The 22,924-nt window shown below is 63.9% G+C and carries 19 protein-coding genes; 11 read left to right on the top strand and 8 right to left on the bottom strand.

Annotation, left to right across the window (positions count from 1 at the left end):
* The first annotated feature begins 189 nt into the window (after positions 1 to 189).
* Positions 190 to 831 (top strand): DUF7002 family protein, encoded by a 642-nt coding sequence (locus D0B32_RS03795; protein WP_117332328.1) that lies wholly within the window; start codon positions 190 to 192, stop codon positions 829 to 831.
* A gap of 19 nt (positions 832 to 850) precedes the next feature.
* On the opposite strand, the gene D0B32_RS03790 is transcribed toward D0B32_RS03795, so the two are convergent.
* Positions 851 to 1,828, bottom strand: coding sequence for an SDR family NAD(P)-dependent oxidoreductase (locus D0B32_RS03790; protein WP_117332327.1), 978 nt, complete (start codon positions 1,826 to 1,828; stop codon positions 851 to 853).
* Positions 1,829 to 1,948: 120 nt separating this feature from the next.
* On the opposite strand from D0B32_RS03790, the gene D0B32_RS03785 reads away from it, so the two are divergent.
* On the top strand, positions 1,949 to 2,527 hold the full coding sequence (locus D0B32_RS03785; protein ID WP_117333442.1) for a TetR/AcrR family transcriptional regulator: 579 nt from the start codon (positions 1,949 to 1,951) through the stop codon (positions 2,525 to 2,527).
* A 42-nt stretch (positions 2,528 to 2,569) separates the two neighbouring features.
* Here the strand turns inward: D0B32_RS03785 and D0B32_RS03780 are convergent, their stop codons facing one another.
* From D0B32_RS03780 to D0B32_RS03770, 3 genes are all read right to left on the bottom strand, one after another.
* Entirely contained in the window at positions 2,570 to 4,060 is a 1,491-nt protein-coding gene (locus tag D0B32_RS03780; protein ID WP_117332326.1) for a CoA-acylating methylmalonate-semialdehyde dehydrogenase, read from the bottom strand.
* Between the two features lie 334 nt (positions 4,061 to 4,394).
* The gene (locus D0B32_RS03775) at positions 4,395 to 5,363 is read right to left on the bottom strand and encodes a hypothetical protein (protein WP_147329485.1); all 969 of its coding nucleotides are present in this window, start codon (positions 5,361 to 5,363) and stop codon (positions 4,395 to 4,397) included.
* 210 nt (positions 5,364 to 5,573) lie between these two features.
* Positions 5,574 to 5,783, bottom strand: coding sequence for a DUF2945 domain-containing protein (locus D0B32_RS03770; RefSeq protein ID WP_117333441.1), 210 nt, complete (start codon positions 5,781 to 5,783; stop codon positions 5,574 to 5,576).
* Positions 5,784 to 6,163: 380 nt separating this feature from the next.
* Between D0B32_RS03770 and D0B32_RS03765 the strand changes: the two genes are divergently transcribed.
* On the top strand, positions 6,164 to 7,630 hold the full coding sequence (locus D0B32_RS03765) for an HD domain-containing phosphohydrolase (RefSeq protein ID WP_117332324.1): 1,467 nt from the start codon (positions 6,164 to 6,166) through the stop codon (positions 7,628 to 7,630).
* A 106-nt stretch (positions 7,631 to 7,736) separates the two neighbouring features.
* On the top strand, positions 7,737 to 8,150 hold the full coding sequence (locus D0B32_RS03760) for a hypothetical protein (protein ID WP_117333440.1): 414 nt from the start codon (positions 7,737 to 7,739) through the stop codon (positions 8,148 to 8,150).
* 176 nt (positions 8,151 to 8,326) lie between these two features.
* Here the strand turns inward: D0B32_RS03760 and D0B32_RS03755 are convergent, their stop codons facing one another.
* Complete coding sequence (locus D0B32_RS03755) at positions 8,327 to 8,884, bottom strand: glycine zipper family protein (protein WP_117333439.1); 558 nt, start codon at positions 8,882 to 8,884, stop codon at positions 8,327 to 8,329.
* Positions 8,885 to 9,466: 582 nt separating this feature from the next.
* Here D0B32_RS03755 and D0B32_RS03750 point away from each other — a divergent pair.
* Both D0B32_RS03750 and D0B32_RS03745 read left to right on the top strand, forming a co-directional pair.
* Positions 9,467 to 10,597: a GGDEF domain-containing protein gene (locus D0B32_RS03750; RefSeq protein ID WP_259294866.1), complete on the top strand. Its 1,131-nt coding sequence runs from the start codon at positions 9,467 to 9,469 to the stop codon at positions 10,595 to 10,597.
* A 51-nt stretch (positions 10,598 to 10,648) separates the two neighbouring features.
* Positions 10,649 to 11,077: a GNAT family N-acetyltransferase gene (locus D0B32_RS03745; protein ID WP_117332322.1), complete on the top strand. Its 429-nt coding sequence runs from the start codon at positions 10,649 to 10,651 to the stop codon at positions 11,075 to 11,077.
* A gap of 9 nt (positions 11,078 to 11,086) precedes the next feature.
* Here D0B32_RS03745 and D0B32_RS03740 read toward each other — a convergent pair whose 3' ends face one another.
* Positions 11,087 to 12,007: an alpha/beta fold hydrolase gene (locus D0B32_RS03740; protein WP_117332321.1), complete on the bottom strand. Its 921-nt coding sequence runs from the start codon at positions 12,005 to 12,007 to the stop codon at positions 11,087 to 11,089.
* A 236-nt stretch (positions 12,008 to 12,243) separates the two neighbouring features.
* Here D0B32_RS03740 and D0B32_RS03735 point away from each other — a divergent pair, with 236 nt between their 5' ends.
* Positions 12,244 to 13,137, top strand: a complete 894-nt coding sequence (locus D0B32_RS03735; RefSeq protein ID WP_117332320.1) for a helix-turn-helix transcriptional regulator — start codon at positions 12,244 to 12,246, stop codon at positions 13,135 to 13,137.
* Here the strand turns inward: D0B32_RS03735 and D0B32_RS03730 are convergent.
* The gene (locus tag D0B32_RS03730) at positions 13,071 to 13,979 is read right to left on the bottom strand and encodes a LysR family transcriptional regulator (protein ID WP_117332319.1); all 909 of its coding nucleotides are present in this window, start codon (positions 13,977 to 13,979) and stop codon (positions 13,071 to 13,073) included. The genes D0B32_RS03735 and D0B32_RS03730 overlap by 67 nt on opposite strands.
* Before the next feature lie 183 nt (positions 13,980 to 14,162).
* Between D0B32_RS03730 and metE the strand changes: the two genes are divergently transcribed.
* From metE to D0B32_RS03710, 4 genes are all read left to right on the top strand, one after another.
* Positions 14,163 to 16,454 carry a 5-methyltetrahydropteroyltriglutamate--homocysteine S-methyltransferase gene (gene metE / locus D0B32_RS03725; protein WP_117332318.1) on the top strand — a complete coding sequence of 764 codons (2,292 nt, stop codon included), beginning with the start codon at positions 14,163 to 14,165 and terminating at the stop codon, positions 16,452 to 16,454.
* Between the two features lie 174 nt (positions 16,455 to 16,628).
* Positions 16,629 to 17,912, top strand: a complete 1,284-nt coding sequence (locus D0B32_RS03720; protein ID WP_117332317.1) for a cystathionine gamma-synthase family protein — start codon at positions 16,629 to 16,631, stop codon at positions 17,910 to 17,912.
* A gap of 216 nt (positions 17,913 to 18,128) precedes the next feature.
* Positions 18,129 to 19,187 carry a HoxN/HupN/NixA family nickel/cobalt transporter gene (locus D0B32_RS03715; protein WP_117332316.1) on the top strand — a complete coding sequence of 353 codons (1,059 nt, stop codon included), beginning with the start codon at positions 18,129 to 18,131 and terminating at the stop codon, positions 19,185 to 19,187.
* Positions 19,188 to 19,244: 57 nt separating this feature from the next.
* Positions 19,245 to 21,176, top strand: a complete 1,932-nt coding sequence (locus D0B32_RS03710) for a TonB-dependent receptor domain-containing protein (RefSeq protein ID WP_117332315.1) — start codon at positions 19,245 to 19,247, stop codon at positions 21,174 to 21,176.
* Here D0B32_RS03710 and dhaL read toward each other — a convergent pair.
* A complete protein-coding gene (gene dhaL, locus D0B32_RS03705; protein WP_117332314.1) occupies positions 21,173 to 22,921 on the bottom strand; it encodes a dihydroxyacetone kinase subunit DhaL in 1,749 nt (582 codons plus the stop codon). The genes D0B32_RS03710 and dhaL overlap by 4 nt on opposite strands.
* Positions 22,922 to 22,924 lie beyond the last annotated feature (3 nt).

The raw sequence follows: 22,924 nt of genomic DNA, 5'->3' as shown, positions 1-22,924 counted from the left end.
CCAAGCCTCGCGCAAACGTTTTTGCATTCGTTGCACCTGTGCAGTTGCTCAGTTGACGCTCGCGCAAAACTGCCCGCGTGCGACTGCGTAATCGACGCACGAGGTCGACGCAATTGTCCGACTCGTGCTAGCGTTGCCCGACGCCACGCATTGCGAGGTGACGCGAAGTAACAAAAAAACGAGGACCTCTTGTCGCCCGAAGATATCGCCGCCCGGCATCCGTTTCTCTATCACATCACCCGACCGCAGGCGCTTCCAGGCATCGAGAAACAAGGCCTGCTTTCCACCAGCCGCTTGCTCACATTGTTCGAAGTGCCAGATGCACGACGCGAAGAGATCGAAACCACGCGGCGTCCACAGAACGTCATCCTCACGCACCCGAAGCATGGCGAAGCCACGCTCACGGACAACATTCCGTTGAGTGAGGCCGCGCTCGAGAAATGCCTCGAAGATGGACTGCAACCAGCGGACTGGCTGCGCATGCTGAACCGCCGCGTGTTTTTCTGGGCCGATGAAGAAGCGCTCGCCAATCACCTTGGCGCGCGGGCCGCGCGCAGCGAGAAACGCGTGGTGCTGGTGCTCGACACCTTGCGCCTCGTCACTGCGCATTTCGAGCGCGTCGAACTCTCCGCGATCAATACCGGCTCGACCATCCGGCGTCCCGCGCGGCGCGGCTTGACGACCTTCACGCCTGCACGCCGTCACACGTATCAGGATTGGCAACGCCTGCGCGGTGGTCGCGACAAGATCAAGGAAGTGACGGTGCTCGACGCCGTGCCGGACATCACGGCGTACGTGACAGCGTATCGGGATGCGGATACGCTGCGCTGACGTTACCTGAAGCGCCGCCTCAGAACGACTCGCCCACCATCGCTTCGCTCTTGCGCCACAGTGCCTCCGCGCGCGCTGCGTCGAGTGCATATCCGCGCACGCCTTCGCTAACCGGCGTGATCACCACGTCGTCGGCGACCACGTTGCTCACGTGACAGTTTTCGCAGTAACGCCCGCCCACTTCCTCCGCGGATGCCACCACCGCCGTCCAGACTGACGTGGCTGCGCCCTGCGGGACGGTCTTGAACTTGAACGGTGGATGGCCATCGGCAGCAAGCTGGCTATTGACCCGCTCGATCAGTCCGGCCATCTGCGCTTCGTCCATGTGGCGCGCCAGTTCCGTCTGGATGCCGCCCGGATGCACCGCCGCCGCCCGCACGCCGCGCGCGCGATGGCGTTGATCGAAGGCCGCCGCGAACAGGATATTCGCCGTCTTCGAGCGTCCATAAGCCACGAACGGATCGTATTCCGTGTGCTCGAAGCCTGGATCGTCGAGATCCACGTTGCCATAGCGATGACCTGACGACGACAGCATCACCACCCGGCCGCCCGACGACAGCAGCGACGCGAGGCGATTCACGAACACGAAATGTCCCAGATGGTTGGTGCCGAACTGCGTCTCGAAGCCGTCCGTGGTTTTGCCGAACGGCGTGGCCATCACGCCCGCGTTCGCAATGATGATGTCGAGCGGCTTACCCTCGCTCACGAGCTTGTCCGCGCAGGCGCGCACGCTGGCGAGACTGGCCAGGTCGAGCGTCACCACTTCGATGCTGCCACCCGCCGTTGCCGCTTCGCGCCGCGCTTCGGAGAGCGCCTGCTGCGCCTTGTCGAGGTCGCGCGCCGTGCCGATCACGTGCGCCCCGCGCGCGGCCAGCGCGCGCGCCGTCTCCACGCCCAGTCCGGCGGACACGCCGGTCACCAGAATTCGCTTGCCGCGCAGATCGACACCCGCGAGCACGTCGTCGGTTGTCGAGGTTGCCCCAAATTTCTCAGCCATGTTGTCGCTCCATGCCATAAAGTTGACGCCGTTCCCCTGTCGGGATAAAACGGAGATTCCCTCCGCTTTTCGTCCATACTAAACGGAGTCACCCTCCGTTTGCAAGTGCTGAAACTTTTCATGACTCATTCGACGCCAAAAGAACGGAAGCCGCGAGCCGATGCGCAGCGCAATCGCGAGCGCATTCTCGACGAGGCCAAAAAGGCATTTACGGAGGCGGGGGCCGACATCAGTCTCGAAGATGTCGCCCGGCAGGCGGGCGTCGGCACCGGGACGCTGTACCGGCACTTCCCGACCCGGGAAGCGCTGCTGCAAAGCGTCTATCGCGCCGAAGTGACGAAGCTGGCGGAGGAAGAACGCAGGCTGGCGGCGTCGCTGCCGCCGGCCGAGGCATTGCGCGCCTGGATGCTGCTGTTTATCGACTACATCGCGGCGAAAAAAATCATTGCGCCGGCCCTGAATGCCATCGTGGGCGGGTCGACGGAACTGTTTCAGGCATCCGGCGCGCAGATCAAGCAGGCCATCGCGGCGCTCGTCGCACGGGCCGTGGAAAGCGGCGACATCCGCGCCGATCTCGATCCGCTCGATCTGCTGCGTGCGCTGGTGGGGGTGTCGAATGTCGCGTCCGGGCCGGAGTGGCAGCAGAGCGCCCGACGGCTGGTGGATATCCTGTTGACCGGATCGCGGCCTGCTGAATAGCGCGCGGTCAAGCCCGCGCGCCGTGCACTGATTCCTTGAGCGTCAAGCGGCCTTGCCGGGCCAGCGCTGCATGACGCTCTTGTAGTGCGTGTAAAAGCGCACAGCCTCTTCGCCGTACGCGTGATGGTCGCCGAACAGCGAGCGTTTCCAGCCGCCGAACGAATGCCACGCGGGCGGCACCGGACTCGGTATGTTGATACCCACCATGCCGATATGAATCTGGCGGGAGAAGGTGCGCGCCGTGCCGCCATCCGAGGTGAACAGCGAAACGCAGTTGCCCAGTTCGTGCGCGTTGACGAGCGCGATGGCGCTCGCCAGATCCGGCACGCGGACCACTGACAACACCGGCCCAAAAATCTCCTCGCGATAGATGCGCATCTCCGGCGTCACGTCATCGAAAAGCGAGCCAGCCAGAAAGAAGCCCTCTTCGCGGCCCACGACGACATGGCCGCGCCCGTCGACGATAAGTTTGGCGCCCGCAGCAATGCCCGCCTCGATATAGCCGATCACCTTGTCACGATGCGCGGTGCTGATGAGCGGGCCCATGTCGAGATCGGCTTCCATGCCGCCGCCGATCCTGAGCGAACGCACACGCGGAACGAGACGCTCCACCAGTTCATCGCCCACGTCACCCACCGCCACCGCGACCGAGGTCGCCATGCAGCGCTCACCGGCCGAGCCATACGCCGAGTTGATCAGCGCGTCGACGGCTCGATCGAGATTGGCGTCGGGCATCACGACCAGATGATTTTTCGCACTCCCAAGCGCCTGCACGCGTTTGCCGCGCGCGGCGAATTCGCGGTAGATATATTCAGCGACCGGCGTCGAGGCAACCACCGACATCGCCACCACATCGGGGTGCGCGATCAGTGCATCGACCACCGGCTTGCTACCGTGCACGACATTGAAAACGCCGTTGGGAAAGCCCGCTTCGATGAACAGCTCCGCGAGCCGGATCGACGCCGACGGTGTACGCTCCGACGGCTTGAGCACGAAGGTGTTGCCGCACGCGGCTGCCATCACGAACATCCAGCACGGCACCACCATCGGGAAATTGAACGGCGTCACGCCCGCTGCCACGCCAAGCGGCTGCCGCAGGTTCCAGCTGTCGATGCCGCCGCTGATCTGGTCGGTGAATTCAGTCTTGAGCAGGGTCGGAATACCGCAGGCAAATTCGACGATTTCGATGCCGCGCACCACTTCGCCTTTCGCATCTGAAAACAGCTTGCCGTGATCGCGCGTGATGAGTTCGGCGAGTTCGTCGCTGTGCTGGTCCAGCAGTTCCTTGAACCTGAACATCAGACGGGCGCGCGCTAACGGCGCCGTTTCGCTCCACGCCGGAAACGCGGCTTGTGCAGACGCGACGGCGGCAGCCACTTCGTCGGCGCTGGCGACCGGCAGACGGGCCGACACGCGCCCCTCCGCCGGATCGTACACATCCGCAAAGTGACCGCTTTTGCCAGCGACGCGCCGACCGTCGATGAAATGACTCAACTCGCGCACGCGCGCGGCACCTCGATCTGCTTCACTCATCGCGTCCTCCGGGGAATAGGTGGGCCGTGCTGCAACGCTGTTCATCGCTGCACGCGTCACGTCTCACGCAGACTACCTGCGGCGCTAGTTGCTGTCGAACGTGATGCAAGGCGTTTGCGCGGCGCTTTTTCATTTGCCGTGCAACGCGGTTTGAAGTGTCCAGCGGGAGGAATTTGCCTGCGAAATCAAGGCGCAAGAAGATACGGCGCGTGTTCTGACACGCGCCGACGAGGCAGGCAGAACCACCTGACGTTGCACGTCATTCGCTACTGCGAGCCTGGTTTTGCACGAGTGGAAAGGATGGAGATGGAGTGAGCAGCGCTCGCGTTAGTGGTTAATTGCTCTCGTCTTCCGCGGCGCGAATGGATTGCACGAACGGCGCACCCAGCAAACCTGGGTTGATTTCGATGTCGTAATTCTGCGCCAATGCATCAGCGTGGTAATGCACGTCCCTGCATCGCAGCGGCAGTTCGCGGATCGACATGCCCGGCACGAGTGTCGACGACGGTTGATCCAGATCGAGCCAGCAGTTCGTGTGTTTGCCACGCGTGATCGCGACCACGCCGGACAAGCGAACCCGCTGCACTGGCAGGAACCGTTCGCCCAACCAGGTATTGCTGAACATTGCGAGTCCCGTGCCAAGCGCGAGTGAACCCAGAGTGACAGCAAGGACCACACTGAACGCCGCGGCCCCGCCGAGTGCGTTCCTGCGCAAATTCCCCGGAACGATCATGCCCATCAAAACCAGGATAAACAGCAGCGAGAGCAACAGCGAACAGCCGGCTATCTTCAGCGGGGTCAGTGTGGAGGTGAGGAATGCCAAACCAAAGCTGAACGCACTGGCGCCGACAACTGAATAGATCGTGTACGGCAAACTCAACGCGCGCACGCCGATGGCATCGTTGGCATGCGTACCGAACAGGATTTCAAGGCGCAGCGCCGCGGTTCCCACATAGGCGTCGCGCACGTCTTTCAGTTTGCGCGCCGCGGTGTTGCCGATGGTGAAAGTCAGCTTGTTCTTTTGCAGGGTGAGACGGCCGCCCGACTTCACCAAACCGTTGACGGCCTGCACGAGTTCGCCGTCGCGCCTGAGGCGCTCGACTACTGCACTGCTCAAACCGAATACCACGAGGCCGTCGCCGAAGGGCTCGGGCGGCACCAGATTGAAGATTCGTACGAAGCGCGAGCCCTGGCCGCTCGCCCCGGCCCGCATGAAACAGATCGCGCCGTCTACCGCACACGCCGCGCTGGTGATAGTCGTCTGCCTGCCGCGCACGGTACGAACCGCGCGAAGCGGTTCCACAACGCCAAAATTCGCTACATCAGGCAACACCTTTTGGCCCAATCGCATCGTAGTCGTCCCCGTTGGTATAAGTCGTTCGTAATGAACGCCGTAACGGGTTATCGACCCGGCAATCGTGAAACTTGAGGACGACGTGTGTTCAGTTATGCAGAACGCTGCTTGCGTAGCAGCAAGGGCGCACAAAAGGCTTGTTCAGGCGAGATGCGCGATTCAACGCACCTTCTTCAAGGCACTGGCTTTGTGAATGGCCGCTTTCCCGCTCTTCGCGCTCTTGACTTCGTATTGCGGATGTTCCGGGGATGCCTTCGCCACGTGGCCAGCCACCTTCGCCGTTCCCGTCACCTTGCGCGTGACGGTGCCTTCGGTGCGGCCCTGCGAGGTTTCCCATTGCACCTTGTCACCTTTCGATACCGTAGCCATGTCGTTCTCCCGAAAGTGCGGCGCAATGGCCGCTTCGCCGTTGACGAAAACTTCGTCAAGAACGTGCCGCAATTTCGGTTCCCGCTGACGGGTGTAGGGGCCTCAATCTCCATGACCGCGCTGATCGTGCGCGGCGGCGGCGAGCCGATCTTCCCTGTAGCACCTGTCCAGCCCAAGCCGGCGCGCGTTTGCCCTTTAACATATCATTGCGAGATTGCACGTTATCGGGCGCGACGTCGCCATGCATTCAGGCGACTCGACCCTGAGTCGTATTCAGAGTCGCCGCGTGTTCCCAGCATCAGTGCCCCGAACGAACATCACGACGGCAATCCGCCAGCCCATCCGCCAACCGCGCGACTTCCACGGAGGCCTCGAACCGCATGCAGGACATTGATTCCGGCGTCAACGCATACGACGCCGTCAAGGCGCTGGCCTTCATTGGCGACCTCAGCATGGGGCAGCCCACCGATCATTCGGTGCGGACCGCCTGGCTCGCGTTTCAACTCGCCCGTGCGCTGGATTTCGATGCGGGCGGCTGCGATACCGTGCGCGAGGCGTCGCTGCTGCGCTGGTCGGGTTGCACGGCGAACGCCGCCGGGTTTGCGGATGCGTTCGGCGACGACATCGCCAGCCGCGAGGCCATGCTGGCACAGCGCCCGAGCTGGCCGGAACTGCTGGCACGGCAGAGCGACCCGGCGCTGGCCATCACGCCGCTCGCGCAGATCCACTGCGAAGTCTCAGGTGAAGTGGCGCGCATGCTCAGCCTGTCGGATCAGACCCAGGCCACCTTGCGGCATATTTTCGAAGCGTGGGACGGCAGCGGCTTCCCCGAGCATCTGCTGGCGCAGTCCGTGCCGCACACGGTGTTCGTCATCGCGCTGGCGGGCGATCTCGAAGTGTTCAATCGCGTGTATGGCGTCGAGCAGGCGCTGCAACTGATCGGGCAGCGCGTCGACTCCCGCTATCCCGCGGCCTTCGTGGCGCAGGCCAACTCACATGCGGCCGCATGGCTTAAGGAACTGGATCGCACGGATGCCGCCGGCCTCGACGATGCCCTCGCGACAACACCGTTGCAACGTGCCACGCCACCTGAACTGATTGCCGACATCATCGACCTGAAGCTGCCCTGGATGACCGGCTACTCGCGCGAGGTGGCCGCCACGGCGGCGCAGTGCTGCGCGCGTCTCACACCGGATCCGCAAGCGGCCAATCTGGTCTACCAGGCGGGGCTGATTCATGGGATTGGCCGGGCCGCCGTGCCGAACGCGATCTGGAACGAGCCGGGACAACTCTCGGCCTCGGAGTGGGAGAAGGTGCGCCTCGTGCCCTACTGGACGGCACGCGCGGGCAAGCAGACCGGCACCTTGAAGCAGGCCGCCGAACTGGCGTCGTACGCCTACGAACGGCTCGATGAGACCGGCTATTTCCGCAGCAGCGGCGCGGCGGGCATGCCACTGGAAGCGCGCATTCTGGCGGCAGCGGTAGCAGCGGTGGCCCTGCGCGCGCCGCGCCCGTGGCGCGCGGCGCTTTCCCCCGCGGACGCAGCCGCGCTGCTGCGCGAGCAGGCCGCCAATGGCCGTTTCGATCCACAGGTGGTGGATGCCTTGCTTGCCTCCGAAGGCAGCCCGCCAGCGCGCGCCTGCATGCCGCAGAAAGTGCGTCTCTCGGCACGCGAGACCGACGTGCTGCGTCTCATCAGCCACGGCGCGAGCAACAAGGATGCCGCGAAAGAACTGGCCTTGAGTCCGAGCACGGTGCGCACCCATGTTGAAAGTCTGTTCCGCAAGCTGGAGTGTTCCACCCGGGCGGCGGCCACGCTGAAGGCGGCGTCAATGGGACTGCTTTAAGCCAGCGTGACGGCCACGCGCCGAGCCTGCACGTGAGCGCACCCAACCGTGTCAGGCAGGACGCCTTTACAATCCAGCACTCGATCCGACCAGCGTGATGTACCTCATGAGATACCTTCCTGCTTCGATATTCACGGCGCTCATCGCGCTGACGGCCGTCGCCGTGCAAACCCCGGCGATGGCTCAGACGAGCGGTGGTGGCGATACGCCTCAACAGCAGTGTGCGATGGGATACGTGACGGGCATTGGCGGCGCCGCCCGCAGCATGCGCGAATACCTCGCCCTGCCGGACGGCGACAAATATCGCTACCTGGCGGACAACCCGATTCAATGCAAGGTGTCAGACGAAGGCCGCGCCTCCGATTGCAACGGCGTCATCAATCTGCGGCACGAACAGATCAGCGTGTATGACGACAGCGACAGCGTCACGATGTCCGTGGTGACGCGCGTGGAACTGGATCACGGCACGTACCCGGCGATCATCGTGGTGCAGAAGAAGGATGTGCACTGCGAGCAGTGAAGGCCGCTGACGATGACCGGCCGGGTGTGCCTGGTGTGCCTGGTGGGCCCTACGTGGCACGTGTGGCCGGCCACGTTTGCAGTAGCTGCGTCGAGCGCGCGAGCGAGGCGCGCCCCCCAAGGTCACGCGTCAGCGATTCCCAACGGTTCCTTCCGCAAGCCGACCCGATCAGCCGATCAATAGTACGGCGGCGGGGGCGGCGCCATATAAACCGGCGGCGGCGGGGCCACATACACCGGTTGCGGCGCGACATACACCGGCTGCGGCGCGTAGACCTGCGGCTGCGAAATGACATTGCCCTTGGAACTCATGCACTGGGCGTAGGCCGCGTCGTAACGTGCCTGGATGCCGTTGGCCGAAGCCTGTGCGCCATTGGCGCCTGCCGAGCCGCCCAGCAGCAAGCCGCTGCCCGCACCAATCGCGGCACCCGCACCCGCATTGCCGGCCGCCGCGCCGAACAGCGCGCCAATGGCCGCGCCACCCAGCGTACCCAGCGCTGCGGCATTGACGCTGTTGGTGGTGGCGTTTTGCGCCTGGCCGGAAGCGTCGGAAGAGCGCGACGCGTAATCGCGGCATGCGTAATCGTCCTGCTGGAACTGGCCGAGCGGCTCCCCGCTGCGCGGCAGCGCGACGATACTCGGGCCGCTTGGCGGCGCCACGGCACAGCCGCCCAATGCGAGGACGAGAATGCCGACCGGAACTGCGATACCTATATTTTTCATTCTGGAAATCATGTTCGTGCAGAAGAAGTGACCTTGGACCTGCATACCTTAGAGCAAACGGCACGCCGCATGTTTACCGGACCGTTACAGGAAGTTTTTGCCGACCGCCGCCCGCCCATGAGCGGCGGCTTATCGCAATTTTATTGATGTGCGGGTCAGTCCTGGGCGGAGGCCGAGATGCAGCCTCGCATCCTGATTCAACCCGTCGTCGCGCCGTTATCTCCATAAGACCATGTGCGGGCGCCAAGGTTCGGCGGGCGGCGCGCTCCTCGCCGTCTGTCAAGCGCCATTGACACCTTTCGTTACACCTTTCGGCGACGCGAACCTCGAAGCGAACTCCCGCCCACGCGACTTCAAAAGCCCGCATCCAGAAATCCCGCATCAAACCCAGACGAACAGGTTCGGCCAAACGGCTAACGACGCTCGCTGACACCGGTTTTTTCATCCTGTTCCTGTATATTCGTGGCTTCACGATTCCAGCACGCGCACACCTCGGGGAAAGGACCTCCGCGTCAACATCAGAAGTGTCCTCGTTAGTGACCGGTTTGCGCTCAAGACCTTATGGCCGCCTTCGATTTACACACCGTTTTGCTCATGTCGGCGGTCATGCCGGGACTGATGGCGCTGGTCATGTTTTCGCTCGGCCGAAGTTTTCCCACGAATATTCGCGGCGTCGGCAACTGGGCATCCGGTGCGTTGATCGTGTCGGCGGCGGCCATCCTCCTTGCATTGCGCGGCACCATCCCGGACTGGCTTTCCATCATCGGCGGCAACGGCGGCATGATCCTCAGCACCGGGCTCTGGCTGATCGGCAGCCAGCGCTTTTACGGTCGCCCGCCGGCGTGGCGCTTCGTGCTGCTGATGCTGTTGGTCGGCATGACCAGCGTGGCCTGGATGACGTGGATTCACCCCTCCGCCCCTGGACGCGCGCTCTGCATCAACGCGATCCTCGCGCTCATCTACGGCCGTCAGACCCTGCTGTTGCTGAGCCACGGGCGGCACGACGCCAGCGCGATGTTCATCGGCGTCATGTTCCTGATCCAGACCGCTGTCACTTCCGTGCGCGTCGTCACCTCGATCGGCTCGGGTTTTTCGGCTACCGGCCTGTACGGCCGCGATTCCATTCAGACGGTCTATCTGGCCACTGGCGCTTTCATGTCGTTGACGGCAACGGTCGGCTTCATGCTGGTGGCGATGAACCGTCTGCGTCTGCAACTCGAACAGCAATCCCTCGCGGACCCGTTGACCGGCCTGCTGAACCGCCGCGCCTTCCTGAACGCACACCGTGAAGAGCGCGAAAAGATGATGCGCACCGGCGGTTTGTTGTCGCTACTGCTGATCGATCTCGACCACTTCAAGGTCATCAACGACACGCATGGTCACGTCAAAGGCGACGAGATTCTGGTCGACTTCTCGGAGCGCGCGGCCGGCATGCTCACCTGGCAGCACCACCTCTCGCGCTGGGGCGGTGAAGAGTTCGCCGCGCTAGTGCCGGGTCTGCGTCCCGAGGACGTATTCGATCTGGCCGACGCCCTGCGCGCCAGGATCGCGCGCAACGAGAACCCCGCGTTGCCGGCCTATACGTGCAGCATTGGCATTGCCTGTACGGCGAGCGGCGACGCGACGATCGAGCGTCTCGTGAAAGACGCGGACGAAGCGCTGTACCGCGCCAAGCGCAACGGCCGGAACTCGGTTGAACTGAACGACCAGGCCGTGCTGGTGTAGCCACGGCGTCACACCGTGCGCTGCGTTGCTTCAGCTCACAAGGACGATGCAATGAGTATTCGCGGTGCGCAACCCGGCGACGCCAAAGAGATTGCGCTCCTGAGCAGTCAGTTCGGCTGGCATGCTTCGGAAGACGAGGTCGCGGCGCGGCTCGATCTCATCCTGCACCGGCCGGACCATCGGCTGCTGGTCTATCCGGGTGAGGCGGGACAACTGCTTGGCTGGATCCACGCGGGCGTCAACCTGATCGTGTCGAGCGGGAGATACGGCGAGGTGCTGGCATTCGTGGTCCGTGACGGTGAACGAGGCGCGGGCATTGGCGGCGCGTTGCTAGCCGCCGCCGAGCAATGGATTCGCGGCCATGAATCGCACCCCACGTCCATCGTGATCCGCTGCAACAACGAGCGCACGCGCACGCATGCGTTCTATGTGCGTCACGGCTACGACATCACGATGATCGGTCTCCGGAAAGCGATCTAATGCGCCGCGTCACCTTGGGTCAACGCGCGCGAAAGCTTCACCCCCCCATTGGTGGACATCGAGCACCGCCGTCGCGAACACCTCCGGCGCTTCCTGCGGAAGGTTATGACCGGCATTGGCCACCACACGGTTCTCGTGGCGTCCCGTGAAACGTTTCATGGCCGGCTGTCCGCCGCGCAGTGGCGACACGCCATCCACGTCGCCTTCCAGCGTGACGGTCGGCACGGTGATCGGCGGCAGCGCCGCCAGTTGACGCTCGATGTCGTCGAACTCAGGATCGCCGTCCACCAGGCCGTAACGGTGTCGGTACGAATGAATCACCACGTCGACGAAATCCGGATTGTCGAAGGCGGCCGCCGAGCGCGCGTAGGTGTCGTCGTCGAAGCGCCACGTGGGCGACCATAACGACCAGAGCAGTCGACAGAACGCGCGCCGGTTTTCTTTCAGCCCGGCTCGCCCGCGCTCGCCGTGAAAGTAGTACTGGTACCACAGGCGATGTTCCTTGTCGGGATCTTCCGGGCGCATGGCGACAGCCAGATTCTGGATGTTGTAGCCATTCACCGACACCAGCCCACGCGCCCGCGACGGATACAACGCCGCCACGATGCACGCCGCCCGGCCGCCCCAGTCATAGCCGCCCAGCACCGCGCGTTCAATCTGCAGCGCGTCGAGCAGCGCCAGCAGGTCTGCGCCGAGCGCCGCCTGCTGGCCCGAGCGCACCGTGCTCGGCGCAAGAAAACGCGTGGGACCGTAGCCGCGCAGATAAGGGGCGATGACACGCGCGCCCTGCGAGATCAGACGCGGTGTCACGTCCGTGTAGGCGTGAATATCGTAGGGGAAGCCATGTAGGAGAACGACGGGCCATCCATTGGAATCGCCCTGTTCCTCGTAAGCAATATCAAGCTGGCGGGTTGCAACGTGTTTAAGCATGACACCCTCCGGAAGTCGAAGTGGGCCGGCCGCTCAGGGCAGCGCCCGGTGTTCGTGAACGTGCATGATCGCCCTCGTGCGTACCTCGGGCGTTATATGCGGCGCACGGCACGGCAGTAGAATGCCCGAAACACCTCAGATAGCAGGACACCGCACCCGGATCCCGACGCTGCGCGCAGCAGCGTGGCGCAACGAAGCAATCACCTTACACGGATCCACCGTTTCACAGGACGAGCATGCCCGCCTCGAATGAGAATTTGTTTGGTGCCTACCTGAAGGACCGCCGCACGAAACTGGACCCGGCGGCCTTCGGCATTGCGTCGAGCCGTCGCCGCACGCCGGGCTTGCGGCGCGAAGAGGTCGCCCAGCGCGCGAACGTCAGCACGACCTGGTACACCTGGCTCGAACAGGGCCGCGGCGGCGCACCGTCGGCGGAGGTGCTGGAGCGCATTGCCCGCGCGCTGATGCTGAGCGACGTCGAACGGGAACACCTGTTTCTGCTTGGCCTGGGACGGCCGCCCGAGGCCCGCTACGAGGCACGCGAAGGCGTGACGCCGCGTCTGCAACGGGTACTCGACGCGCTGGAGCCGAGCCCCGCGCTGATCAGAACCGCGACGTGGGATGTGATCGCCTGGAATCGCGCCGCAGCGGCAGCGCTGATGGACTACGGCACGCTGCCGCGCGAACAGCGCAACCTGCTGCGAATCGTCTTTTGCGATCCGCGCGTGCGGGCCGCCAACGTGGATTGGGAAAGCACCGCCCGCTTCGTGTTAGGCGCGTTTCGCGTGGACGCCGCGCGCGCCGGCGCCACGAGTCAGGTGGCCGCGCTGGTGGACGAACTGTGCGCCGTGAGCCCGGAGTTCGCGGCGATGTGGCAGGACCACGAGGTGCGCGAGCATGGCGAGGGCGTCAAACATCTGCGGCATCCCATCGCCGGGCCGATTGCCTTCGAATACTCCGCGTTCGCGGTGGACGGCCGCCCCGATCTCAGCATGATCGTCTACAACCCGGCCACGCCGGCCGATGCCGCCCTGGTCAGATCGTTGATGGAAGCCCAGGCCCGTCAGGCAGCCGATTCGCCCACCCCTGCCACCGGCATGCGCGCCATCTCCACGAACGCCTTGAGGTAGTCGATCTCAATGTCGGCCTCGCGTGCGCCCAAGAAAATCTGCTTGGCGATGCCCTCGCGTCCCAGCCGCACCGGGACGATGTTCATCTTGTCCGCGTACTCCTCCACCAACCAGCGCGGCAGCGCGGCGACGCCCCGGCCGCTTTCCACCATCTGCAACATGATGTCGGTGGTCTCGATCACCTTGTGACGTCGCGGCGAAACGCCCGCTGGCATCAGAAACTGGTTGTAGATATCGAGCCGGTCCGTCTCGACCGGATACGACACCAGCACTTCGCGCGTCAGTTGTTCCGGACGCACGTAATCCACGTTGGCAAGCGGATGCTCATGGTTCACCACCAGCACCTGCTCGTAGTCGAACACGGGTTCGAAGCGCAAGCCGGGTTTGAAGAGCGGATCGGGCGTGACCAGCAGGTCGATCTCGAAGCCAAACAGCGCGCCAATGCCGCCGAACTGGAATTTCTGCTTCACGTCCACATCGACGTCCGGCCAGCACGCCAGATACGGCGACACCACCTTCAGCAACCACTGGTAGCAGGGATGGCATTCCATGCCGATGCGCAGCGCGCCGCGCTCGCCTTGCGCGTACTGGCCGAGGCGCTCTTCAGCGAGCGCCAGTTGCGGCAGCACGCGGTTGGCCACCGCCAGCAGGTATTGACCGGCCTGCGTCAGACGCAGGCTGCGGCCCTCGCGCAACCAGATATCCGTGCCGAGTTGCTGCTCCAGCTTTTTCATGGAGTGGCTGAGCGCGGATTGCGTCACGCAGAGAATTTCCGCCGCGGCGGTCAGCGAGCCGTGTTTGTCCACCGCCTGAACGATTGCCAGATGGATGCGCTCAAGCATGACGGCGGCCTTGCGACGGGCCGATGAGCCGGGCCATCAGGAAGAAGGACATGCGCAGATACATGAACAAAACTAATGCTTTGTTGAATTATCACCATTTTACTTCATAAACCGCCCTGGTTACGATCCACGCAACTGCATCTGCACACCAGCAACCGTAACCATTCCAACCAGGGCGACACGATGGCAACCACTCACAATCTCGGCTTTCCGCGCATCGGCGCAAAACGCGAACTGAAATTCGCGCTCGAGTCTTACTGGAAAGGCGAGTCCTCGCTCGGTGAGCTGAAAGCACTGGGCACGCAATTGCGCCAGCGTCACTGGGCGCACCAGGCCGACCTTGGTTTCGCGGCCGTCGGCGATTTCTCGTTCTACGATCAGGTGCTGGACATGAGCTTCACGCTCGGCAACCTGCCGGCACGCGTGCAAGGCTTTCACGGCGACACGCTGGACAACTACTTCCGCGTCGCGCGCGGCCGCTCGGCCAAGGGCGCGGAAGATCACGCCGCGTGCTGCGGCGGCGTGGCCGCCGGTGAGATGACCAAGTGGTTCGATACCAACTATCACTACATCGTGCCGGAGTTCACGGCAACGACGAACTTCTCGCTCGACCCGTCGCGCCTCGTCACGCAACTCGCCGAAGCCCGTTCCGCCGGCGTGAACGTCAAGCCCGTGATCATCGGGCCCGTCACGTATCTCTGGCTGGGCAAAGCCAAGGACGACTCCGACCGCCTCGCGCTGCTGCCCAAGCTGCTGCCGGTCTACGGCGCACTGCTGGATACGTTCGCGGCGCAGGGCGTGGAGTGGGTGCAGATCGACGAACCGGCGCTCGTCACCGAACTCGATCCCGCGTGGCAGCAGGCCTTCGTCACGGCGTACGACGCGCTCGAAACGCGCCGCGTCAAGCTGCTGCTCGCCACCTACTTTGGCCAGTTGCAGAACAATCTGTCGCTCGCCTGCAAGTTGCCCGTGGATGGCCTGCACATCGACGCCATCAATGCGCGTGCTGAAGTGGCCAAAGCGGCGCACGAACTGCCGGCTGAGCGGGTGCTATCAGTGGGTGCGATCAACGGCCGCAACATCTGGAAGACCGACCTGAGCGCCACGCTCGACTGGCTCGAACCGGTCGCGAAAAAACTGGGCGAACGTCTGTGGATCGCGCCGTCGTGCTCGCTGCTGCACGTCCCCGTAGATCTGGAAAGCGAGCAAAAGCTGGATGCCGAAGTGCGTTCGTGGCTCGCGTTCGCGCTGCAGAAACTGGACGAACTGAAGGTGCTGGCAACGGCGCTGAACCACGGCCGCGACGCCGTCAAGGCAGAACTCTCTGCGAACAGCGCTGCGATCGCGGCACGCCGTGCCTCACCACGGGTGAACAATCCGGCGGTCAAGGCCGCGCTCGGCAAGATCAATCCGGCGCTGGGTCAACGCAGCAACGCTTACCCGGCTCGCGCCGACAAACAGGCAGCCTTGCTGAAACTGCCCGCTTATCCGACCACGACGATCGGCTCGTTCCCGCAGACCGGCGAGATTCGCCACGCGCGCAGCCAGTTCAAGAGCGGCGCTTTGGATGAAGCCGGTTACAAGAGCGCGATGCGCGCCGAGATCGAACGCAGCGTGCGCGAGCAGGAAGCACTGGGGCTCGACGTACTCGTGCACGGTGAAGCCGAGCGTAACGACATGGTCGAATACTTCGGCGAACAACTGGAAGGCTACGCGTTCAGCCAGTTCGGCTGGGTGCAGTCGTACGGCTCGCGCTGCGTGAAGCCGCCCATCCTGTTCGGCGATATCAGCCGTCCGCAAGCGATGACGGTGGAGTGGATCAAGTACGCGCAGTCGCTCACCAGCAAGCCGATGAAGGGCATGCTGACCGGCCCCGTGACGATCCTGAACTGGTCGTTTGTGCGCGACGATCAACCGCGCTCGGTGTCGTGCTACCAGCTGGCGCTGGCGATCCGCGAAGAAGTGCTCGACCTGGAGAAAGCCGGCGTGCGCGTGATCCAGATCGACGAAGCGGCCCTGCGCGAAGGTTTACCACTGCGCAAATCGCAATGGCAGGAATACCTCGATTGGGCAGTGGAATCGTTCCGCATCACGGCTAATGGCGTGAGCGACGAAACGCAGATTCACACTCACATGTGCTATTCGGAGTTCAACGACATCATCGCCTCCATTGCGGAGATGGACGCCGACGTCATCACCATCGAAACCTCGCGCTCGGACATGGAACTGCTGGACGCGTTCGATCACTTCAACTATCCGAACGAAATCGGGCCGGGCGTGTACGACATTCACTCGCCCAACATCCCGACTCAGCAGCACATCGTGCAACTGATGCAGAAGGCGGCCGAGCGTATTCCGGCGCAGCGTCTGTGGGTGAATCCGGATTGCGGTCTGAAGACGCGTCAATGGGAAGAAGTGCTGCCCGCACTGACCAACATGGTCGCCGCTGCGAAAACGTTGCGCGCTTCCGTTTAAGCCGCGTGCGATGAGAAGCGGCTACCTGCTGGTGGCCGCTTTTTCGTTTCCGCCTGCGTTGTCCAATGCACCGCCCCGAATGCAAACCCACGTCATGGAGTAGCATGGTCACGCGCCAGTTCGGAGCCTGCACTGACCGTTCGATCTTCCCAACGACATGGCATGGAGCAAAGCATGGCCTATCGCAACTATCACAAGCGCAAGATTGCCGATCGCGATCTGCATCCCGAGACCCTGATGATGTCGTATGGCTACGACCCGTTTCTCTCGGAAGGGTCCGTCAAGCCACCGGTCTTTCTGACCTCTACTTTCGCGTTTCGCACCGCCGAGGACGGCGCCGAGTTCTTCGATATCGTGTCCGGCCGCAAGCCTTCGCCCGAAGGTGAAAGCGCGGGTCTCGTGTACAGCCGCTTCAATCATCCGAACCTCGAAATCGTCGAGGATCGTCTGGCCGTGCTCGACGGTTCCGAAGCCGCGGTGGTCACCTCGAGCGGCATGTCTGCGATTGCAGCCATTCTGCTGGCGTTTTTGCGGCCGGGTGACTGTGTAGTGCAGTCCGTGCCGCTCTATGGCGGCACCGAAACGCTGATTGCAAAGTTTCTGCCGGAATGGGGCATTCAATCGCAGGTGATCGACGATGGGCTGTCCGTCGAGGCGATCCGCGACGCGCTCGAAGCCGCTGCGAAGAGAGGCAACGTGCGCATGTGCTACATCGAAACGCCCGCCAATCCCACCGACGCGCTGTTCGATCTCGAAGGACTGCGCCGCGAAATCGATGCGTTCGAAACGCGTCATGGCTATCGTCCGCTTTCGGTGTGCGACAACACACTGCTCGGGCCGCTTTATCAAAAGCCGGTCAAGCAGGGCATCGACCTGAGCGTGTATTCGCTGACCAAATATATTGGCGGTCACAGCGATCTGGTGGCGGGCGGCGTCACCGGCAGCCGCAGCCTGATCACGAAGGTACGCGCCATTCGCAGCACGCTCGGCTCGCAGCTCGATCCACATTCTTCGTGGATGATCACGCGCTCCATGGAAACGCTCGTGCTGCGCATGGACCAGGCCGCGCGCAGCGGCAGCGCCGTTGCGCGCTGGCTTGCCACCAACCCGTATCACACCGTCAAGGTGCTGCATCCCGAACTGATCGACGATCCCGCTTACCAGGCCGTCTACCGGCGGCAATGCAGCGGGCCGGGATCGACGTTTGCCTTCGTGCTCGACGGCGGGCGCGAGCAGGCGTTCAAGCTCATCAACCGGCTGACGTTGTTCAAGTCCGCCGTGAGTCTGGGCGGCACGGAATCGCTGATCTGCCATCCGGCTTCGACCACTCACTCAGGCGTGCCAGCCGCCGCGCGTGCCAAGGCGGGCGTATCGGAGGGGTTGATTCGCGTCTCGGTGGGGCTGGAGCATCCCGACGATCTGATCGCTGATCTAGCGAACGCACTGGAGCATTGCTGAAGCGCCGCAGGCTGTTTCGTCAGCGGAATGCCGTGCATGTCGCCACCCATGCAGCCGCGCGTTTTTGTCTTGATTGACGGGCGGCACCTCCAGTCGGTACGCTTGCGCGCTGGTGGCCGAGGTCTGCGCAGCCTGATCGGGCGGGGTGTCCCGAGGCGCCAGGCACCGCTCGCGCGATGGCCCGTTGCAACGACCGCCCCAACCTCAGGATCCGGCATGTCCACCGTATTGTCAGCCGCGTCCCGGCAGGGCGCCTTGCGCCGCCGTGTCATCGGCATTTACAGCCTGCTCGCGACCTTCAACATCGGCGCCTGGGTGTGGGCGTTCATCGCCTTTCACGGCCATCCCCTTCTGATCGGCACGGGCCTGCTCGCCTATGGTTTCGGTCTGCGGCATGCCGTGGACGCCGACCATATCGCCGCCATCGACAACGTCACCCGCAAGCTGATGCAGGACGGCCAGCGCCCCGTGACGATCGGCTTTTTCTTCGCCCTCGGCCACTCGGCGGTGGTGTTGCTGGTGACCGCTGCGGTGGCTGCCACCGCAGCCGCGCTGGAAAGCCGCGTCGAAGTGTGGAAGGACCTGACCGGCCTGCTCTCAACCGGCTTCTCCGCCTTGTTCCTGTTTCTGATCGCCGCGATGAACCTCGTCATCCTGCGCGGCGTGTGGCGCGCCTTCGGCAAGGTACGGCGCGGCGAGCCCTACGACAACGACGATCTCGACCTGCTGCTGAACAGTCGCGGCCTGCTGGCGCGGCTCTTCCGGCCGATGTTCCGGCTGGTGTCGAACGCATTCTGGATGCTGCCGCTCGGCTTCCTGTTCGGTCTCGGCTTCGACACCGCCACCGAGGTCAGCCTGCTCGGCATCTCCGCCAGCCAGGCGGCACAGGGCCTTTCGTTCGGCGTCGTGCTGGTGTTTCCCGTGCTGTTCGCCGCGGGCATGTCGCTCGTCGACACCACGGACGGCCTGCTGATGCTCGGCGCCTACGACTGGGCGTTCGTGCGGCCCATCCGCAAGCTCTACTACAACCTGACCATCACGCTGGTCTCGGTGGTGGTGGCGGTGCTGATTGGCGGCATCGAGGCGCTCGGCCTGCTGGCCGACCAGCTCAACCTCAAGGGCGTGTTCTGGGGTGTCATTGGCATGCTCAACGACAACTTCAGCACGCTCGGCTTCATCATCATCGGCGTGTTTGTCGTGGCGTGGCTCGTGTCGGTGATCATTTACCGGGCCAAGGGCTACGACGCGCTTGACGCGCAGCCAGCCAAGCGGTAAATCCATTCCCCGGCACACTCCGTGCCATCACAACCCGTAGCAGGACTCACCACCACCATGAAATTCCGTCATTTCATCATTACGTCTGCCATGACCGTTTCGGTATGGCAGATCGCTCAGGCTGCGGACGACTCGTCGTTCCCGCAAGCCGAGCAACTGCCCCCGCAAACCACCTTGCCGAGTATCCTCGTCACCGGCGACACCCAGCACTTACCGCAGTCATTCGACGGCCGCTACGCCACCACCCAGGTGCTGACCCGCGCCGATCTGGATCGTCTCTCGCCCATCGATCCCAGCATTACCCAGGCCCTCGCGACGCTGCCCGGCGTCACGGTTTCGCAAAACGGCGGTCCCGGCACCACGGCATCCGTCAGTATTCGCGGCTCAGCAGGCAATCAGGTTGCAGTTTTCATCGACGGTATCCGCGTCGGTTCCGCCACCACCGGCACCCCCGAATGGGCCGATCTGCCCACCGCGGCATTTGACCGCGTCGAAGTGATCTCCGGCCCCGCAGCGGCCACGTTTGGCCCCGATGCCGTAGGCGGCGTCGTTCAGCTCTTCACCAGTCACGCGTCCAATCTGCCGAACCAGACCACGGTTTCGACCGGCGGTGGTTCCAACAAGACGTTCGACACCCAGATCAATACGTCCGGCACGCTCGGGTCCACGGGACCGCTTGCCGCGCTGTCAGGGCTCTCGTATTCGCTCGGCCTGCACGACTACAACACCGCTGGCATCGACGCCACCCAGCCGTGGGCCTTCGGTCACGAAGACGGCCGCAATCCGTACCACGCGCAGGACGTGAATGGCCGCCTCGGTTACGCGCACGACAACTGGTCGATCTCCACCTTCGCGCTTTATCACAAGTCCGATCTCTCGTATGACGACGTGGGCGGCGACGACCACCAGCTCGATCATCAGTTGACTACGGGCATTGCGTTCCATGTCGACATCACGCCGTTCACGCAGTTCGACCAGTCCATGGGCTACGCGAACGACCGGCAGTTCCTGTACGCGAACGACCCCACGATTCCGACCGACGAAATCGATTCGACGCGCTTCAGCACCTCGACCTCGCTCACGCATCAGGAGCATGGTCATACGCTGTTCAATCTGCCGCTGTCGGGCGAGACCAAACTCGCCTACGACTTCAGCCGCGAGCAGGCCTTCCTGCCGGTGGACATTCCCGATGGCGTGCCGACCCGCAACGACTCCGCGGTCTCGCTGCATCAATCGGCCACGCTCGGCGACCTCACGCTGTTCCTTGCAGGACGTCACGACATCATCGAAGGACAGGCCGTGAATACCGGCAACGTGGCGCTCTCGTATGCGATCAGCCCGGTGTATACGGCGCGTGTGTCGTACGGCAACGCCTTCCGTCTGCCGACCTTCGACGACCTGTATTACCCCGGCTTCGCCAACCCGAATCTGCTGCCGGAACGCAGCGATACGGTGGAAGCCGCGCTGGATGCCAACACGTCGTTCGGCAGCTTCACGGCCGCGATCTACGATACGCGCGTGCACAACCTCATCACGTACGACTCCGCGACCTTTCTGCCGGTGAACGTGGGCCGCGCGCGCATTCAGGGCATCGACCTGTCGTACAAGGGCACGCTCGGCAAGTCGACGCCGGTAAGCCTCGCGGTGGGCCTGCTGAATCCGCAGGACGTGACGGACCAGACGTGGCTGAATCGCCGGCCGCGCCAGACGGTCAGCCTGAGTGTCGATCACAGCTGGGACGAGTTCCATCTGCACGCGTTCACCACTGGCGTGAGCCTGCTGTACGGCGGTTCGACTTACGACGACCAGTTCAACTCGACGTATCTGCCCTCGTATCTGACGGTCGGCCTGCGCGCCGCGTACAAGATCAATTCGCACCTCGTGCTGTCGGCGTCGCTATCGAACCTCCTGAACCGTCAGTACGAAACCGCGTACGGCTACAACACGCTGGGCCGGACTGCGTTTGGTAAGGTTTCCTATACGTTTTAAGTTTTCGCGGGATGAGTCCCGAGCGTATCGCGGATGGCGGCAAGCCACAGCCCCACCGCGTGCGCGCCGGGGTCGGCGAATCCCACCGCCCGCTCACCCACGTAGCTCGAACGGCCGCGCCGCGGACTCATCGAGGCCGTGCGCGCGGCGCCTTCAGTGGCGGCGTCGACAGCAGACTGTAGCGCATCCCCGCTCGATGCGGAGCGCGCAAGCGCCGCCTGCAACGCGTCAGCCGCAGGCAGCAAGGCATCCACCATCGTGCGCTCGCCGGCCTTCGCGCCGCCGAGTTCCATCAACGCCGTGACGCCTGCCGCGAAGGCATTGGCCCACTGTTGCGCGTCGACAGTGCCGGCTTGATCCAGTACCGTCCCCGCTCGCAGCAACATCACCGCGTACAGCGGACCCGATGTGCCACCCACCACGCGCCGCGTGGTGGCGGATATCGTCCGCAATACCGCGCCGGGTTGGTTGTCGGCCGGGTATGTGTCGAGTTCCTGGAGGATGCCGCGCGCACCGCGTGCGAGGCTGATGCCGAGGTCGCCGTCGCCGACTCGCTGGTCCATCTCCGTCAATACAGGTTCGGCGTGGAGCAGGCACGCGCATACGGCCTCGATGGCGCGGCGCAGTGTGGATTGCGGTGCAAGCTTCGCGTCTTGCGCGCTCGCTGAGGTCGTTTCGCCTGCTTCGCTTTGTTTCGCGCCAGCGGGTAAGGTGGCTGCGGACGCGTGCGTGACCTTGCCGCTCAACGCGGGCCACGCGGACGTTTCAGCCGGCGCGTCGAGCCACGCGAGACGCTGCGCATCGAGCCGCAGCAGCGTCAACGAGACCCCCGCCATTTCCAGCGCACTCAGAAAAGTGCCCGCCCACGCACGCTCTACTTCGATGCCACGCGCGGCGAGAAAGCCCAGCGCCGAACGGGCGACGATGCCCAGTTCGCTCGATGGCGTGCCGCCCAGGTTGTTCACCAGCAGCGCAACCTGTGCGCCCTTTTGCAGTTTGAGGTCGTCGATGATCTTGCCGAGCAGCCGCTCCACGATCGCATCTGCGGGAACCAGCGCGCCGCGTTCGACGCCGGGCTCGCCATGAATGCCGAGGCCCCATTCGATCTCGTCGTCGGCCAGTTCGAAACCGGCCTTGCCGGCTGCGGGCACCGTGCACGGTGTCAGCGCGACACCCATCGTGCCGAGTGCCTCGGCCGCCGCGCGGGCCGCCTGCGCGACCTCGGCAAGCGGTCGCCCTGCGGCCGCCGCCGCACCGGCAATCTTGTGCACCAGCACCGTACCGGCGAGCCCGCGCCGGCCCGCATGCTCGCCACCGGCGGTCAGCGCGACATCGTCGGCGACGATCACCATTTCCACGGGGATGCCTTCGGCGCGGGCGATCTCGGCGGCAAGGCCGAAATTGAAGCGGTCGCCCGTGTAGTTCTTGACAATCAACAACACGCCCGCCGAACCGGCGACCGCGTGAATCGCATCGAGCACGGCATCCGTGGAGGGCGACGTGAATACCTCGCCCGCCACCGCCGCGCTCAGCATGCCGCTGCCCACATAGCCAGCGTGCGCGGGTTCGTGTCCCGCGCCGCCGCCTGAAATGAGCGCGACCTCGCCGCGTTCGGCGGCCGCGCGCGCGTCGCTGCGTACCACGATCGTGCTGCCTGCGAGCATCGCAAGAGCGGGATTGAGCGCCACGAATCCGCCGAGCATGTCGGGCACGACCGTGGCCACATCGTTGATGAGCTTTTTCATGTG

This window comes from Paraburkholderia sp. DHOC27 (genome assembly GCF_003429005.1).
In the GTDB taxonomy this organism is placed as follows: domain Bacteria; phylum Pseudomonadota; class Gammaproteobacteria; order Burkholderiales; family Burkholderiaceae; genus Paraburkholderia.
The sequence above is the reverse complement of the archived record's forward strand: the minus strand, read 5'-3'. Positions and strand labels throughout refer to the sequence as shown.